The sequence below is a fragment of the Promicromonospora sp. NPDC060271 genome (assembly GCF_042726755.1).
GTDB lineage: Bacteria > Actinomycetota > Actinomycetes > Actinomycetales > Cellulomonadaceae > Promicromonospora.
The window spans coordinates 1-13475 of record NZ_JBHXBG010000147.1; the positions used below are offsets into that span (position 1 = coordinate 1).

19 protein-coding genes are annotated in these 13475 nt (G+C 70.4%); 8 read left to right on the forward strand and 11 right to left on the reverse strand.

Features of this window, described 5'->3' with window-relative positions:
* Window positions 1–81: 81 nt before the first annotated feature.
* The 7 genes from ACFWE2_RS19615 to ACFWE2_RS19645 all read right to left on the reverse strand — a co-directional run bounded on the left by ACFWE2_RS19615 (window position 82) and on the right by ACFWE2_RS19645 (window position 5688).
* Complete coding sequence (locus ACFWE2_RS19615; RefSeq protein WP_377225889.1) at window positions 82–909, reverse strand: anti-sigma factor domain-containing protein; 828 nt, start codon at window positions 907–909, stop codon at window positions 82–84.
* Window positions 902–1483 (reverse strand): ECF RNA polymerase sigma factor SigK, encoded by a 582-nt coding sequence (sigK, locus tag ACFWE2_RS19620; RefSeq protein WP_377225890.1) that lies wholly within the window; start codon window positions 1481–1483, stop codon window positions 902–904. Before sigK ends, ACFWE2_RS19615 begins: the two co-directional genes overlap by 8 nt.
* A gap of 85 nt (window positions 1484–1568) precedes the next feature.
* On the reverse strand, window positions 1569–2783 hold the full coding sequence (manD, locus tag ACFWE2_RS19625; RefSeq protein WP_377225891.1) for a D-mannonate dehydratase ManD: 1215 nt from the start codon (window positions 2781–2783) through the stop codon (window positions 1569–1571).
* A gap of 63 nt (window positions 2784–2846) precedes the next feature.
* Complete coding sequence (locus tag ACFWE2_RS19630; RefSeq protein WP_377225892.1) at window positions 2847–3683, reverse strand: zeta toxin family protein; 837 nt, start codon at window positions 3681–3683, stop codon at window positions 2847–2849.
* Window positions 3676–4098 carry a sigma factor-like helix-turn-helix DNA-binding protein gene (locus ACFWE2_RS19635; protein ID WP_377225893.1) on the reverse strand — a complete coding sequence of 141 codons (423 nt, stop codon included), beginning with the start codon at window positions 4096–4098 and terminating at the stop codon, window positions 3676–3678. Before ACFWE2_RS19635 ends, ACFWE2_RS19630 begins: the two co-directional genes overlap by 8 nt.
* 42 nt (window positions 4099–4140) lie before the next feature.
* Window positions 4141–5007 (reverse strand): endo alpha-1,4 polygalactosaminidase, encoded by an 867-nt coding sequence (locus ACFWE2_RS19640; RefSeq protein WP_377225894.1) that lies wholly within the window; start codon window positions 5005–5007, stop codon window positions 4141–4143.
* A gap of 30 nt (window positions 5008–5037) precedes the next feature.
* The gene (locus ACFWE2_RS19645; RefSeq protein ID WP_377225895.1) at window positions 5038–5688 is read right to left on the reverse strand and encodes an SDR family oxidoreductase; all 651 of its coding nucleotides are present in this window, start codon (window positions 5686–5688) and stop codon (window positions 5038–5040) included.
* Window positions 5689–5806: 118 nt separating this feature from the next.
* Here ACFWE2_RS19645 and ACFWE2_RS19650 point away from each other — a divergent pair, with 118 nt between their 5' ends.
* Window positions 5807–6205: a hypothetical protein gene (locus ACFWE2_RS19650; protein ID WP_377225896.1), complete on the forward strand. Its 399-nt coding sequence runs from the start codon at window positions 5807–5809 to the stop codon at window positions 6203–6205.
* 103 nt (window positions 6206–6308) lie between these two features.
* Here ACFWE2_RS19650 and ACFWE2_RS19655 read toward each other — a convergent pair whose 3' ends face one another.
* The gene (locus ACFWE2_RS19655) at window positions 6309–6806 is read right to left on the reverse strand and encodes a pyridoxamine 5'-phosphate oxidase family protein (RefSeq protein ID WP_377225897.1); all 498 of its coding nucleotides are present in this window, start codon (window positions 6804–6806) and stop codon (window positions 6309–6311) included.
* Between the two features lie 202 nt (window positions 6807–7008).
* On the opposite strand from ACFWE2_RS19655, the gene ACFWE2_RS19660 reads away from it, so the two are divergent.
* A complete protein-coding gene (locus ACFWE2_RS19660) occupies window positions 7009–8094 on the forward strand; it encodes a phosphotransferase family protein (RefSeq protein ID WP_377225898.1) in 1086 nt (361 codons plus the stop codon).
* Window positions 8095–8163: 69 nt separating this feature from the next.
* On the opposite strand, the gene ACFWE2_RS19665 is transcribed toward ACFWE2_RS19660, so the two are convergent.
* Window positions 8164–9285 (reverse strand): TDT family transporter, encoded by a 1122-nt coding sequence (locus tag ACFWE2_RS19665; protein ID WP_377225899.1) that lies wholly within the window; start codon window positions 9283–9285, stop codon window positions 8164–8166.
* 86 nt (window positions 9286–9371) lie between these two features.
* Between ACFWE2_RS19665 and ACFWE2_RS19670 the strand changes: the two genes are divergently transcribed.
* A complete protein-coding gene (locus ACFWE2_RS19670; protein WP_377225900.1) occupies window positions 9372–10262 on the forward strand; it encodes a LysR family transcriptional regulator in 891 nt (296 codons plus the stop codon).
* A 38-nt stretch (window positions 10263–10300) separates the two neighbouring features.
* On the opposite strand, the gene ACFWE2_RS19675 is transcribed toward ACFWE2_RS19670, so the two are convergent.
* Entirely contained in the window at window positions 10301–10672 is a 372-nt protein-coding gene (locus ACFWE2_RS19675; protein WP_377225901.1) for a winged helix-turn-helix transcriptional regulator, read from the reverse strand.
* Window positions 10673–10753: 81 nt separating this feature from the next.
* Between ACFWE2_RS19675 and ACFWE2_RS19680 the strand changes: the two genes are divergently transcribed.
* From ACFWE2_RS19680 to ACFWE2_RS19695, 4 genes are read left to right on the forward strand one after another with little or no spacing between them, the layout of a single operon-like run.
* Window positions 10754–11167, forward strand: coding sequence for a RidA family protein (locus ACFWE2_RS19680; RefSeq protein ID WP_377225902.1), 414 nt, complete (start codon window positions 10754–10756; stop codon window positions 11165–11167).
* 54 nt (window positions 11168–11221) lie between these two features.
* On the forward strand, window positions 11222–11392 hold the full coding sequence (locus ACFWE2_RS19685; protein ID WP_377225903.1) for a hypothetical protein: 171 nt from the start codon (window positions 11222–11224) through the stop codon (window positions 11390–11392).
* The gene (locus ACFWE2_RS19690; RefSeq protein WP_377225904.1) at window positions 11392–12108 is read left to right on the forward strand and encodes a DsbA family oxidoreductase; all 717 of its coding nucleotides are present in this window, start codon (window positions 11392–11394) and stop codon (window positions 12106–12108) included. The genes ACFWE2_RS19685 and ACFWE2_RS19690 overlap by 1 nt, the downstream gene beginning before the upstream one ends.
* The gene (locus ACFWE2_RS19695) at window positions 12105–12680 is read left to right on the forward strand and encodes a TetR/AcrR family transcriptional regulator (protein ID WP_377225905.1); all 576 of its coding nucleotides are present in this window, start codon (window positions 12105–12107) and stop codon (window positions 12678–12680) included. The genes ACFWE2_RS19690 and ACFWE2_RS19695 overlap by 4 nt, the downstream gene beginning before the upstream one ends.
* Before the next feature lie 30 nt (window positions 12681–12710).
* Here ACFWE2_RS19695 and ACFWE2_RS19700 read toward each other — a convergent pair whose 3' ends face one another.
* Window positions 12711–13118 carry a DUF6766 family protein gene (locus ACFWE2_RS19700; RefSeq protein ID WP_116676908.1) on the reverse strand — a complete coding sequence of 136 codons (408 nt, stop codon included), beginning with the start codon at window positions 13116–13118 and terminating at the stop codon, window positions 12711–12713.
* Between the two features lie 231 nt (window positions 13119–13349).
* On the opposite strand from ACFWE2_RS19700, the gene ACFWE2_RS19705 reads away from it, so the two are divergent.
* On the forward strand, window positions 13350–13475 hold a 126-nt coding region (locus ACFWE2_RS19705; protein WP_377225906.1), incomplete at its 3' end, for a manganese catalase family protein.

Genomic DNA, 13475 nt, shown 5'->3' on the forward strand with positions numbered 1-13475 from the left:
GTAGAACCCGAGCCGGGTTCCACCTCGCTGCAGTTCTATCTCGCCAGGGTTCTACTTCGGCAGTTCGTGGGCGGGCGGCGGTCAGGCGCCCAGGACCACTACCGGGTCGGACGTCGGCTGCTCGGAGCCGGACTCGGGTTCGACCGTCACGGCCATGCCGACGCCCTCGGAACCCTGCACGAGCGACGTCGACTCGCCGTCCCGCACGGACAGCACGCCCGCGGACGAGACGCTGCCGTCCTGTGCGACGACCCAGAGCTGGTACGCCCGGTCGGCGGCGAGGTCGGGCAGGTCCTCGGCACGGAAGAACATGTCGTCGTCCGCCACCAGGACCGATGCCCGGCCACCACCCTCGACGGCGCCGCGCAGGATCGCGGCGTCGGGGTCGGCGAGCATCTCGGCGACCACCTGGGACTGCTCGCGCAGCCGGTCCCGCTCGGCGGTCACCTGGACGGCGATCGTCGTCGGGACGGCGATCGCAGCAGCCGCGGCGACGGCGGCCACCGCGACGCCCCAGCGCCGTCGACGGCGGGACGCGAGGTCGACGACGACGCCGTCCCCTGCCTCCGGGGCCGCGGCGCCCGAGGGCGAAGCACCCAGAGGCACGGCGCCGGTCTCGTCGCCCGCGTCGGGGACCGCCGAGGCGGTAGAGGCCGGAAGCTGCGGCGTGCGCTGCACGAGCTCGAGCACGCTCGCGCGCAGGGCGGCCGGGGGCTCGGCCTCGACGGCGAAGGCCGCGACGACGTCGCGGTACTCGTCCAGGGAGCGGCGCGCGTCGGCGTCCGACTCCAGCAGGCGTTCGACGGCGCGGCGGTCCGAGTCGTCGAGGGCGTCCAGGGCATAGCCGGGCAGCAGGTCCCAGGCCTCGGAGCGGGCGCTCCGCGCGCCGGCGCTGGTCTCGTCAGCCATGTCGCACCCCCAGGCAGTCGCGGAGCCTGCTCAGCCCGTCGCGGATCCGGCTCTTGACGGTGGGCAGCGCGGCGTCGAGCTGCTCGGCCACCTCGCGGTAGGTCAGGCCGCCGTAGTACGCGACGACCACCGCCTCGCGCTGGGTAGGGGTCAGGCCCTCGATGCAGCGGCGGACGGCGGAGCCCTCGAGGTTCCGTTCGACGTCCTCGACCACGACGTCCCGCGCTGCCTGGCCGGTGCTCAGGTCCGTGTCCCGCTGGTCGCGTTCCCGGCGCGCCTGCTCCGACCGCACGCGGTCCACGGCCCGACGGCGCGCGAGCGTCGCGACCCAGGTGCGGGCGGAGCCGCGGGTCGCGTCGAAACGTGCTGCCGTCTGCCACACCTCCACCATCACCTCCTGGGTCACTTCTGCCGCGTGGTCGGGGTCGCGCAGGACGCCGAGCGACGCGCCGTAGGCTACCGGCCCGAGCGCGTCGTACACGGGCGTGAACGACGCGGGATCTCCCCCGGCGCACGCCGTGAGGAGCGCGTCGACGGCGTCGCGCGACGAGGTCCGGACTGGTGGTGAGGCCACCACCACAGTCTGCCCCACACCCACCCCCGATCGCGTCCGTACCCATGGTTCGTCACCGACGGCCCTTCGGACGGGGTGATCCCGGTCACCAGTCGTGGACGGAACCGTCCTGGAGGCGGTTGACCGGGAGGTAGCCCGGCTCGTACGGGTGGGCAGCGGCCAGCTCCTCGTCCAGCTCGACGCCGATGCCCGGGGCCTCGCCCGGGTGGAGGTAGCCGTCGTCGAACGTGTACGCGTGGCGGAAGACCTCGTTGGTGAGGTCCGTGTGCCCCGAGTACTCCTGGATGCCGAAGTTGTGGATCGCGAGATCCAGGTGGAGCGCCGCGGCCATGCCCACCGGCGAGATGTCCTCCGGCCCGTGGATCGCGCTCTTGATCCCGCGCTGGCCGGCGTAGTCGAACAGCTTCTTCATGGGGGTCACGCCGCCGAAGTGCGTCACGGCGGAGCGCACGTAGTCGATCAGCCGGTCGTCGACGAGCGTCTGGTAGTCGAACACGGTGTTGAAAACCTCGCCGATGGCCAGCGGCGTCGTCGTGTGCTGACGCACCAGGCGCAGCGCCTCCTGGTCCTCGGCGGGGGTGCAGTCCTCCAGCCAGAACAGGTCGTACGGCTCCAGGTCCTTGCCGAGCCGGGCGGCCTCGATCGGGGACAGCCGGTGGTGCGCATCGTGCAGCAGCGGCAGGTCCGGGCCGAACTCGTTGCGAACCGCCTCGAACACGCGCGGGATGTACCGCAGGTACGCGGCGGTGTCCCAGTCCTCGACCACGGGCCGGGCGAGCACGTCCGGTGCCGACCCGTCGGCCGACGTCGTCGCGTGGACCCCGTAGACCGAGGTCAGACCCGGCACCCCGCTCTGCACGCGGATGCTGCGGTAGCCGCGCTCCCGCACCGCGGCCACGGAGTCGAAGATCTCGGGCAGGCTCGCGCCGCTCGCGTGCCCGTAGGCCATGATCCGGTCCCGGCTGGCGCCGCCGAGGAGCTGGTACAGCGGCAGGCCGGCGACCTTCGCCTTGATGTCCCACAGCGCGACGTCGACGGCGGCGATGGCCGCCATCGTGACGGGACCCCGGCGCCAGTACGCGCCGCGGTAGAGGTACTGCCAGGCGTCCTCGATCCGGTGCGGGTCCCGGCCGATCAGCAGCGGCGCGACGTGGTCGCGCAGATAGCTGACCACGGCGAGCTCGCGGCCGTTCAGGGTGGCGTCACCCAGCCCGGTCACCCCGTCGTCCGTGGTGATCCGGAGCGTGACGAAGTTCCGGCCGGGCGAGGTGACGACGACCTTGGCGTCGACGATCTTCATGCGGCGGCTTTCTGTTGGTGGTTGAGGATTCGGGACTGGCGGTCCGAACCATGGGCCCTTGACTCAGATGATCGAGGCAGCCCTGTCGACGGAGGTGGGCGGATCCGCGTCGACCGCGATCAGCGCACCGTCGTCGTACTCCATCAACGTGACCGTATCTAGCGTGCTGCCACCGCTTCGGATGATGCGCACCAGGTCGCGGGCACAGCTGCGAGACGAACTGACCGCATCGCCACTACCGAAGCCAGCATCGATTGCCTCCGGAGACACCAGACGTCCACCGAGCTCGTGGTCATCGAGACGCCCTGCCCACCACCGCGCACGAGCGCGTTCGTGTGCAGTCGCCCTGTCCGTCTCGACCGACACGATGGTCAGCTGCCGACAAGCGGCCTTCGCAAGCGACAGAAGCAGCCGCTCTCCGAAGGCAGGTGTGGACATGGTGCTCTCGACCACGATGTCGAGCCCGCTCTCGAGTGCGGAACGTCGCACCGCGTTGCACACCTCGGTCGACACCGTCTGCAGCAACGGGGACAGGTCCAAGGGCATGACATTCCGCCCATCGGGCAGGGCTTGGGAGAGGACGCCGCTGTAGGTCCCGGCATCCACACACCAGCGCGCAAGAAATTCCTTGGCGACGTCGGCATCGATCACGAGTCGTGAACGGACGTCCTCCACGGCTGTCGACAAGGTCGAGCTCTTGCCTGCGCCAGGCGGTCCCGCGGTGACCACCACGCACGTCCCGCCCCGTGTCACGCTTTCTGCGCGCGTCCTCAGGTACCAGTCACGAGCGAACCGCACGAGTCGGCGCTGCTCGGCGCGCGTAAGAATCACGTCCAGCGGGCGCTCGTCAGAGATCGCGGTCAACGCAGCAGCGTGGACCTCGTCGCGCAGCTCACTCATGCGCATCAAGGATCAGGTCAACCTCAGCCTCGGTGAGAAATCCACCTTCGAGCAGCACCTCGACGTCTTCCTCTGACGAACCGGGTAGAACACCATCGACAGGGTCAACGACGCGAGGCAGCCAGGCCTTCATCTCCCGCAGACGTCGAAGCATCTCGTCTGTCGAGCACTTGCCCACGTGCCTCTCGAGGACGATCTCTTCGACCGACTCACCAACGCCCAGCACCTTGGCCCTGGCGATCAGCCGATGCACGGCAGACTGAGACATGTGCACGGCACGCGCGATGTCGCGCTGTGGCATTCCACCTTGGGACGCGAGGTACACACGCCGGGTCCGCTCGATCTCAGCCAGGCGAGCACGGACATAAGCCATCTTCAGGTCCGACTCATCGACACGGGCAATGTTGTTCGACATGGTGACCTCCTGCCGCGAGACTACGCCGTGATTCATTTTGAATCAACCTTCGCACTGCTGGTAGGCGTAGGCGGCGTCGTCGGGACCCACCAGGTCCCGGTCGCGCAGGATCGTCAGCGGGGCGCGGTCCGGGTCGGCGCAGACGGCGTCGAACCCGGCGGGAAGGTTGTCGGTGTACTCGATCTGGAGCACGTGCTCCCCGTAGACGCCGGTGTATGAGCCGCACTCCGCGTAGGCCGCGCACTCCTCGGTGACCGCGAAGTCGAACCCGAGCTCGCGCCCTGCCGTCGCCGCCTCGGCGGCGTTCTTCTGCCCGATGGCGAGGCCCGACCGGTGCGCGAGGTCGATGTAGGCACCCGCGAGCGCGAGGGCGGCATCCTGCTCGATCAGGCCGGTAGCCGGGTCCGTGAACCGCGTCCAGGTGTCGAGGTTGTCGATCTCCACCGCGTCGAAGCCCGCGTCGGCGCACCCCGTGATCACCTGGCCGAGGATGTCGGCGATGCGGTCGCGCTTGGCCTCGGTCGACGGGTCCAGGATGAATTCGTCCGGCCAGTCCGGGTCGACGACGAGCTCCCCCGCCGCGTCGTGCAGCAGCAGGTCCTCGTTGCCGTCGAGCCAGCGATCGGCCTCGCCGGGCTGGGTCTGGAACCCGTTGACGTAGCAGACGTTGTAGGCGCCGGCGGCGGGTTCGGCCGTCGCGTCGCGCACCACGACGTCGAACCCGCCGTCGAGCTCGTAGGCGGCGCCGAGCTGATAGTCGAACCGTCCGCTCGTCGGCGGGAGCGTCACGTCGGCGGCGTTCGTGGACGCGGCGTCCTGCCCGTCACCTCGATCCACGCCTGCGCCGGCACCGCCCTGGCAGCCCGCGAGCACGAGGACGACCAGCGCTACGACGATCAGCTGAGGCATCTGCAGATCGTAGGCGCAGCCGCCGACGACCTACGACGAGGCGCTGACCGCCTCGGCGATCGGCGTACCGCCGTTGCCGAACGCGATCGTGCGCCCCACGGTGGTGCTGTCCACGAGGACCGCCGCGACGACCGCCGCGACATCGGCACGGGTGACCCGGCCGTCGCCCGGGTCGGCCACCTCGACGAGTCCAGTGGGCTCGTCCAGCGTGAGCGGGCCGGGCTGGAGGATCGTGTAGTCGAGGTCCGAGGCGCGCAGGTGCTCGTCGGCCGCCGTCTTCGCCTCGGCGTAGGCGAAGAACGAGCTGTCCTCCGGCACCCCGTGACCAGGCCCGGCGCCGAGGTACGACACCATCACGTAGCGCGATACACCTGCCGCCTGCGCGGCGTCCATCGAGCGGACGGCGGCATCGCGGTCGACGGCGTACGTGCGCTCCGGGTTCCCGCCGCCCGCGCCGGCTGACCAGACCACTGCGTCCTGCCCGTCCAGCAGTGCGGTCAGGCCATCGGTGTCGAGATGCTCGACGTCGGCGATCAGCGGGATCGCTCCGGTGGCCGCCACCTCGTCCTGGTGGTCGGGATTGCGGATCACGCTCGTGACGACGTCGCCTCGCTCCACGAGGAGAGGTGCGAGGCGAAGCGCGACCTTGCCGTGGCCACCGATGATCAGAACGCGGGACATGGTGCTTCCTTCCGTCGAGTTCGGATCCAGGCTATGCCGGAAGCCGCCGCCGATACCTTTTACGCGACTGCCGGACGCTCGTGTGCAACGATGCCGCCCGTGAACACCACGAAGGGACATGCCGCGTAGGCGCCCACACGAGCTGCGCTCTCCCCTGGAGGCGCACGGCTACCCGCCGACGCCACGGCACAGGAAGCACCCTCAGCTGTCCGGTTCCGTACAGGCGGCGATCCGCCGCTCCGAGCACTGGCCGGGCCAGTTCTACGAAACGCTCAGGTACTGGGAGAGGTTCGCCGCACAGCGACAGTTCTGGTCCTCCTTCCCCGGCGAGGGCTGCGTCCCGGAGTGCTGCGGTGCCTCGGCCCTCGAACGGGAAAGTCTCGAACGAACCATCCGCGCGCTGCCGCCGAGATCTGCGCGGGAACTCCGGCGGTTCGTCCGAGGCCTCGACGAGCGCATCCTCGCCTACCGGATCGGCCCGAACGACTGGACCGATGGCTGGTGGCGCACGGCCTGAGGCAACCCCAACAAGGACCGACCCACTTCACAAGGCTCAGGACGACCATAACCCCGAGGGTTACAGCACCCAGGAGCCTTGGGGAGCAAGGCCGGCGCGGGCATCACGCCCGCTGCCGCTCCGCACGCTCCCGGACCAGCTCCTCGACCGCGCTCGGCAGGGTCGTCTCGAAGTCGATCAGCTTCGCCCACGTCGGGGTGACGACCACCCGGACCATCCCGTCGTAGAGCGAACGGACCTCCTTCTCCCACTCGACCCGCTGCTCCGCCGTCATCTCGTAGCTCGTGTTCATCGTCAGGTACTCGTCCGGGATGCCGTCCACGTCGTCGAGCTCCACCCGCCCGCGGATCAGCAGGATCTTGGGCGGGTGCACCTCGGTGTCGATGGTCAGGGCGACCATCGGGTTGGCGCGCAGGCTCGCCAGCTTCGGGGCGTTCCTCGTGGTGCACATGACGATCGCCCGGCCGTTCCAGACGAACGCGATCGGCACGGTGCGGGGTGTGCCGTCCTTGGCGACGTAGGCCAGGCGGGCGATGTCGCGGGCCAGGAGCTCCTGGCTGTAGGGCCGGTTCAGGATCTCGGTGATCTCGTCCTGCTGCATCGGTATCGCTCCTCGGGTCGTGCGGCCCGTGCGGCCGCTCCTGACCCTGGGACGGAGCCGCCGCCGGATTCTCGACATGGCTCACGAGATCCCGCCACCGGACCCCGCCAGCACATCAAGAATGAAATGCACATTTTTCACGCGGCCGTGGTCGGATGTGGTTCGTCCGAGACTCCACAGCACCGTTGCCGTGAGGAAACCGATGACCGAGCGTGTCCTGCCCGACGCCGACACGATCGAGGCCGCCCTGGCCTCCCATGACGGTCCCTGGGGCGCGGGCGCGCGAGTTCTCTCGGTGGTCGACCAGTCGACCGGTCTTGGTCAGGCTGCGGTCCTGCGGGCGAGCATCGCGGCCCCGAACACCTGCCCGTCCCTGTGGGCGGTCAAGATCCTGGGCTGGGGCCGCCACACCCTCCTCGACTCGCGCGACAGCCTGCTGGACCGCCGCGAGGCGCACTTCTACGGCAGCGGCATCTCCGACCTGCTGCCGGGCGGGCTGACGACGCCACCGGCCGCGACAGTGTTCAGCCACCACGGCTTCACCTGGGTGGTGATGCGCGACATCGGCGCCGTCCTGCAGCAGAGCTGGACCCCCGAGACCGCGACGATCGCCGCCAGGCGTGCCGCACTCCTGTACATCCCGGGGGTGCTGCGCCCCGGCCTGCTGGACGCCCCCTGGCTGGAGCTGGAGGGTTATGCCGCATACACCCATCACATCCAGGCGGGCCACGAGAACCTCGAGGCACTGGCCGGCGACCCGCTGCTCCGGGCGCTGTTCACCCCCGATCAGGTCCGCGACCTGCACACCTGCCTGGACGCGGCAGAAGGGCTCTGCGCACGTGCCGCCGAGCTGCCGAAGACCCTGGTCCACGGCGACCTCACACCCCGCAACGCCGGCCTGGACCCGCGCGGCACCCTCGCCCTCATCGACTGGGAGCACGTAGGGGTCGGGCCCGTGGGGTTCGACCTCGGCACCTTCGTCTCGCTCTACCGCGCGTTCGGTGGTTCCGGCGAGCTGGACGAGCCGGCGATCCTCGAGACCTACGGCCGAGCCCTCAGCGATCTCGCCGGAACCGACCTGCGCCATGCCGCGGCCCTCGGCTTCGCGATCGCGCACCTGACCTGGGGGCTGCACCTCCGCCTCGGCCCCGGCCTGACGCTGGTACGCCAGGGATTCCAGCACGATGCCCCGGCGAAGCTCGCCGCGCACCTCGACGACATCCGGTCCGGAGGCCTGCGCGCCCTGTCCTGGGCGGCCGCGGCCGGGGTGGTGACGGCGGTCCGCTGACCGCACCGGCCGCTCGGCCCACGGTGCTCAGCCCACGGTGCTCAGCGCACGGCGCTCAGCCCACGGTGCTCAGCCCACGGTGGTCAGCGCACGGCGCTCGCCGAGCACCTCGGCGGACGCCTGTGTAGGCACCGGCACCAGCCGCCAGCCGAGGCCGTCCCATGCGGTCCGGACCGCCACGACCGTCCACGCCACCACCAGCCCGGCGAAGAGCAGCACGGAGAGCACCGCGAGCGCCGTCAGCCCGGTGTGCGTGGCAAGCCCTGAGGTCGCCGTCACACAGGTGCCGACCGGGAACGTGAACGACCACCAGGTCAGGGAGAACGGCAGACCGTCGACCGCTGCGCGCACCGTGACGGCGGCGGCGATCGCCGCCCACATCCCCGCGAAGCCCAGCACCGAGACCCCGAAGACGACGGCGAGGTACCCGAGCCCGCGCTCGAAGGCGGCCCCGAACGTGCCGCCGGCGTTGGCCGCGAGCAGGCCGGCCGCGGTGACCGACTGGCCGAGCGGGCCGAGCGCTATCCACAGGGTGGGGACCGTCCTGGCGGCGCCCACCTGGTGGTGCATCAGCCGGCTCCAGAGCTGGGGCAGGATCACCAGCGACGCGACGAGGCTCAGCCCGAACATCGCGTAGCAGGCCAGGAGCATCGTCTCGCGGGCCTCCCCCTGCGGGACGTGCGGCAGCAGGAGGGCACCGGTCGCGGCCGAGACCATGGGCGGGACCACCGGCATGAGCCATCCGGCGAAGGCCGCGTCGGGTGCGTTCCGGTGCCGGGTGAAGGCGAGGTACGGCACGGCCACGGCGCTGACCAGGCCTGCGGCGGTCCCTACCGTCCACAGCACCGCGTCGATGGCGACAGCGGCCCCCAGGCCGACCACGTCCCGGCCGATCAGGAGCGTCCCGGCGCCCACGGTGAGCAGCGCCATCGGCGGGGCGCCGTAGAAGTGCGCCATCACCGGGTCCGCGTGGTGCGCACGCGCGGCCGCGGGGTGCCGTAGCCAGTGCAGCACCGTGGCGGTCAGGAAGAAGACGAGCATCGCGGAGGCGAGCAGCCAGACGCCGACCGCGGCCTGGCGCAGGCCCGGGATCTGCACGGGCAGCGTCACCGCTGCGTTGGCGACCATCCCGGTGCCCATCACCGAGGCGAACCAGTTCGGTGTCACGTTCGCGATGCTGAAGCGGGCCATACGCCTCAGTCTCCCTACCGGCGGACCCGGCCGGTATCCTCGATCTCATTGTGGAACCACAACCTCACGTTGTAGCTGGGAGCGGTGTGGACCTGCCGTCGCTCCGGCTCCTCTCGGCGATCGCGGAGGTCGGCTCGATCACCGCCGCGAGCAGGACGCTGGGCATCACCCAGCAGGCGGCGTCGACCCGGATGCGCCGGCTGGAACGCATGCTCGGGGTGACGCTCCTGGTCCGCGGGCCGCGCGGCAGCACGCTCACGCTCGACGGCACGATGGCGGCGCAGTGGGCCGCCGAGACGGTCGAGGCGGCCGACCGGTTCGACGCCGGTGTCGCCGCGCTGCGCACCGCCGGTCAGGCACGACCCCTGGCGATCGCCGCGAGCCTCACGATCGCTGAGTATCTGCTCCCCCGCTGGCTCATGACGCTCCGGGGCCAGGACGCCACCGAGCACGCCGTCTCGGTGACCGCGACGAACAGCGCGCATGCCATCGAGCTGGTCACCGATCGCAGCCATCAGCTCGGGTTCGTGGAGACGCCGACGGAGATCCCCGGCCTGGTCGCCGCGACCGTCGCGAAGGACGAGCTCGTCTGCGTCGTCGCACCGCAGCATCCCTGGGCCCGGCGTCGGGGCGTGACCGCCGCCGAGCTCGCCCGCACCCCGCTCGTGACCCGCGAGAAGGGCTCAGGCACTCGGCTCAGCGCCGAGCAGCTCCTGACCGACGCCGGGCACGAGATCGCCACCCCGCTGGCCGAGCTTCCCACCACCGCGGCGGTGCGAACGGCTGTCGCATCGGGTGCGGCGCCTGCGGTGCTCAGCATCCTGGCCGTCCGGGACGACCTCACCGCCGGCCGGCTGGTCCGCGTCCCGGTCAAGGGCCTGCGCTTCGTCCGCGAGCTGCGCGCCATCCGGTCCCCCGGCCCGTCGCAGCTCCCGCTGCTGGAGAAGCTGCTGACCGTCGCGGCACGGAACGGCTGAGCCAACGGCGCCCGCGCCGGTCGCGTCTCGCTCCCGCGTCAGTCCTCGGCGTCGAACCGTGCCCGCGCCCGCTCGACGTCTGGCATGTTCTCGGCGCTCCAGTGGAAGAGCGCGTCGATGAGGTCCTGGATGGACCGCCCGAGTGCCGAGATGCGGTACTCGACGGCTATCGGGCGCGAGCTCACGACGACCCGGTCGACCATCCCGTTGCGCTCGAGGCGTCGCAGCGTCGCCGTCAGCGACTTCTGGGTGACGACCGGGATGGCCCGGCGCAGCTCGTTGAACCGCAGCGGCTGCTCGCACAGCTCGTCCAGCACCTGCAGCGACCACTTGTCGAGCACCTGGTCGAGCAGCTCACGGTGATGCGCGGAGATCAGGATGCGCTCGGCGGGTTCGGTGGTATCCGGCATGAAACCTAGTCTCGTTGAAGTTCCTCATCGACACCAGGTAGACACGAGATACCAGGCAGACCTACAACGAAGGGACCTTCCATGACCGCCGTGCAGCTCCTCACCCCCGAGGGCATGTTCCAGCCAGTCCCCTATCACCACGTCTCGGTCGGCACGGGCAGCCGCCAGGTGCACGTGGCCGGCCAGATCGCGCGCGACGCCGAGGCGAACCACGTAGCGCCCGACGACCTGACCGACCAGGTGGCACAGGCGCTCCGCAACACGGCCCGCGGTCTCGCCGGTGCCGGCGCGACCTTCGCCGACGTCGTGCGCCTCCGGTTCTTCGTCACGCACTGGAGCCCCGAGAAGATGGACGACTTCATGGCGGGCCTCGAGAGCGTGTCCGACGAGCTCGGCATCCCGCGTCCGCTGCCGCCCGTCTCGCTCATCGGCGTCGACTACCTGTTCGAGCCCGATGTGCTCGTCGAGGTGGAGGCGTACGCGGTCCTCGACTGAGCCGCGGACGGCGATCTTGACGCATGGTTCAAGTTCCACCTAAGGTTCTTGACCATGACGTCAAGTAATGTGATCGCCGACCCTGCCCCTGTGGTCGGCTCCCCCGCGGAGCCGCCCACCGAGGCCGTCGACACCGCCGCCTCGCCCATGCCGGCGTCGCCGTTCGAGCTCCTGCCCACTGGCGAGGCGTTCGGCGTCTGCGACCTGGACGGGGTGTGCTCCTGATGGCCGGCGAGGCCTTCGGCCAGGCCACGGACCGCCTGGTGGTCGACGTGTGGAGCGACGTGATGTGCCCGTTCTGCTACATGGGCGACACGCTCCTCGCGCAGGCCCTGGAGAGATTCCCGCACGCCTCGGGCGTCGACGTCCGCTACCACAGCTTCCTCCTGATGCCCCACCTGACCGACGACGACGCCCCGGTCAGCCCGACCGAGCTGCTGTCGGCCAAGCACGGCCTCCCTCGCGAGCAGGCGCAGGCGATGAACGACCAGGTCACCGAGCGCGCCCGCCAGATCGGGCTCGACTACCACCTGGACCAGGCCCAGGCGGTGGCCACTCGCACCGCGCACCAGCTCAGCCACTTCGCCGCAGCGCACGGCAAGCAGCACGAGCTGGTCCAGCAGCTCTTCAAGGCGTACTTCACCGACGGGCTCAACGTCGCCGACCACCAGGTCCTGGCGGACCTGGCCGCCGAGGTCGGCCTGGACCGTGACGCCGCGCTGGCCGCGCTGGAGAGCGGGGAGTTCGCGGACGCCGTCGAGGCCGACATCCAGCAGGCCCACCGGTACGGCATCCAGGGTGTGCCGTTCTTCGTGTTCGGCGGCAAGTACGCCGTCTCGGGCGCACAGCCGGTCGACGCGTTCCTGCGCGCTCTGGACACGAGCTGGGCGGAGACGGTCGGCGCGCCCGCCGACGCCGCCCCGGCCGGGGCCGGTCGGTGACGTCGGAGACCCCGCGTCTGCGCGCCGACGCGCAGCGCAACGTCGAGGGCATCCGCCTGGCTGCCCTCGACGTGTTCCGCGCCAACGGGCTGAACACCCCGCTCGACGCCGTGGCGCGCGCGGCGGGCGTCAGCAAGGGCACCATCTACCACCGCTTCGGTGGTAGGCAGGGCCTGATCGACGCGGTGGTCGACGAGCTCGTCGCCGAGCGCATCACGGGCATCATCACAGCGGTACGTGCGATCGACGACCCGGTCGAACGGTTCGAGAGCTACCTACGGCAGATCTGGCTGCTCCAGTACGACGAACCCGCCGCGAACGACGTCCTGCTGCGGTCCATGCCCGCCTCCGGGGCGGTGAACGCCCTGTGCGAGCGCGCCAACGAGAACGCCGCACGGCTCCTCGCCGACGCGCAGGCCACCGGCAAGGTCCGGGCGGACCTCACCGCAGAGGACGTCTGGCTCCTCGTCTGGGAACGCGGCATCATCGCCCGGGCCTGCGCCGAGCAGCCACGCGAGGGCTACAGCCGGCGCTCCGAGTTCACCCTCCGGGGCCTGCGCAGCGCCTCATAGCCTCATCGGCCCGGCGTCAGGAGCGCCGCCTCAGGAGCGCTTGCCCTCCGCGCGGTCCTTCACCACGCGGTCCAGGCTCTCCGGGTCGATGCCGCGGTCCTCCAGGAGCGCGTCGATCTTGGACTCGACGCGCTCCTCGCCCTCCCGGGACTGCGAGGAGCCCCAGAAGTAGAAGAGCATCAGGCCGGCCGCCTGCCACACGAGCTGGAGGAACTCCGACTGCCAGTTCTCGAACGTGGACGAGAGGAACTGCGGGAAGAAGTCGGACCACGTGAACTCCGAGCCGTGCTCAGCGGCGTCGTTCCGCACCGCGATGGCCTGGAAGACGAACTGGCCGACCCACGACACGATGAAGAAGATGCCCGTCACGATGCCGAACGAATAGGCACGGTGGAACCTCGGGCGGGACTTCGCTTCGTCGGTAGAGCTATCAGTCATGACAACCAACCCCCTCTATAGGCCTGCGTATCGTTCACGTTAGGCCGAGGTGAATCGGCTCGCACGAGGAACCGTTCGGGCACGGATTCCGGCATCTGAAAAATCCCCGGGGGTCCGCGGCACCGTGCGCCGGCCCCGTGTGCGAGTGGTCGAACCGCACACAGACAGTGGATCTGCCGCTCGCTACCGCGGGCGGCTCCACCTGATGGACCGCCTTGAGGGAGTACCGCCATGTTCTTCCACCGCCAGGAGCTGCAGCACACCGTCAAACCAGACAAGCCCGACGCCGTCTACGCCCGCAAGCTGCAGGAGGTGCTCGGTGGCCAGTACGGCGAGATCACCGTCGCCATGCAGTAC

Bases quoted from the DNA above. Each gene is read 5' to 3' on its own strand.
- ACFWE2_RS19615 (WP_377225889.1), bottom strand. From the start codon at position 909: ATGGCTGACGAGACCAGCGCCGGCGCGCGGAGCGCCCGCTCCGAGGCC.
- manD (WP_377225891.1), bottom strand. From the start codon at position 2,783: ATGAAGATCGTCGACGCCAAGGTCGTCGTCACCTCGCCCGGCCGGAAC.
- ACFWE2_RS19630 (WP_377225892.1), bottom strand. From the start codon at position 3,683: ATGAGTGAGCTGCGCGACGAGGTCCACGCTGCTGCGTTGACCGCGATC.
- ACFWE2_RS19635 (WP_377225893.1), bottom strand. From the start codon at position 4,098: ATGTCGAACAACATTGCCCGTGTCGATGAGTCGGACCTGAAGATGGCT.
- ACFWE2_RS19640 (WP_377225894.1), bottom strand. From the start codon at position 5,007: ATGCCTCAGCTGATCGTCGTAGCGCTGGTCGTCCTCGTGCTCGCGGGC.
- ACFWE2_RS19645 (WP_377225895.1), bottom strand. From the start codon at position 5,688: ATGTCCCGCGTTCTGATCATCGGTGGCCACGGCAAGGTCGCGCTTCGC.
- ACFWE2_RS19650 (WP_377225896.1), top strand. From the start codon at position 5,807: ATGCCGCGTAGGCGCCCACACGAGCTGCGCTCTCCCCTGGAGGCGCAC.
- ACFWE2_RS19655 (WP_377225897.1), bottom strand. From the start codon at position 6,806: ATGCAGCAGGACGAGATCACCGAGATCCTGAACCGGCCCTACAGCCAG.
- ACFWE2_RS19660 (WP_377225898.1), top strand. From the start codon at position 7,009: ATGACCGAGCGTGTCCTGCCCGACGCCGACACGATCGAGGCCGCCCTG.
- ACFWE2_RS19665 (WP_377225899.1), bottom strand. From the start codon at position 9,285: ATGGCCCGCTTCAGCATCGCGAACGTGACACCGAACTGGTTCGCCTCG.
- ACFWE2_RS19675 (WP_377225901.1), bottom strand. From the start codon at position 10,672: ATGCCGGATACCACCGAACCCGCCGAGCGCATCCTGATCTCCGCGCAT.
- ACFWE2_RS19680 (WP_377225902.1), top strand. From the start codon at position 10,754: ATGACCGCCGTGCAGCTCCTCACCCCCGAGGGCATGTTCCAGCCAGTC.
- ACFWE2_RS19685 (WP_377225903.1), top strand. From the start codon at position 11,222: ATGACGTCAAGTAATGTGATCGCCGACCCTGCCCCTGTGGTCGGCTCC.
- ACFWE2_RS19690 (WP_377225904.1), top strand. From the start codon at position 11,392: ATGGCCGGCGAGGCCTTCGGCCAGGCCACGGACCGCCTGGTGGTCGAC.
- ACFWE2_RS19700 (WP_116676908.1), bottom strand. From the start codon at position 13,118: ATGACTGATAGCTCTACCGACGAAGCGAAGTCCCGCCCGAGGTTCCAC.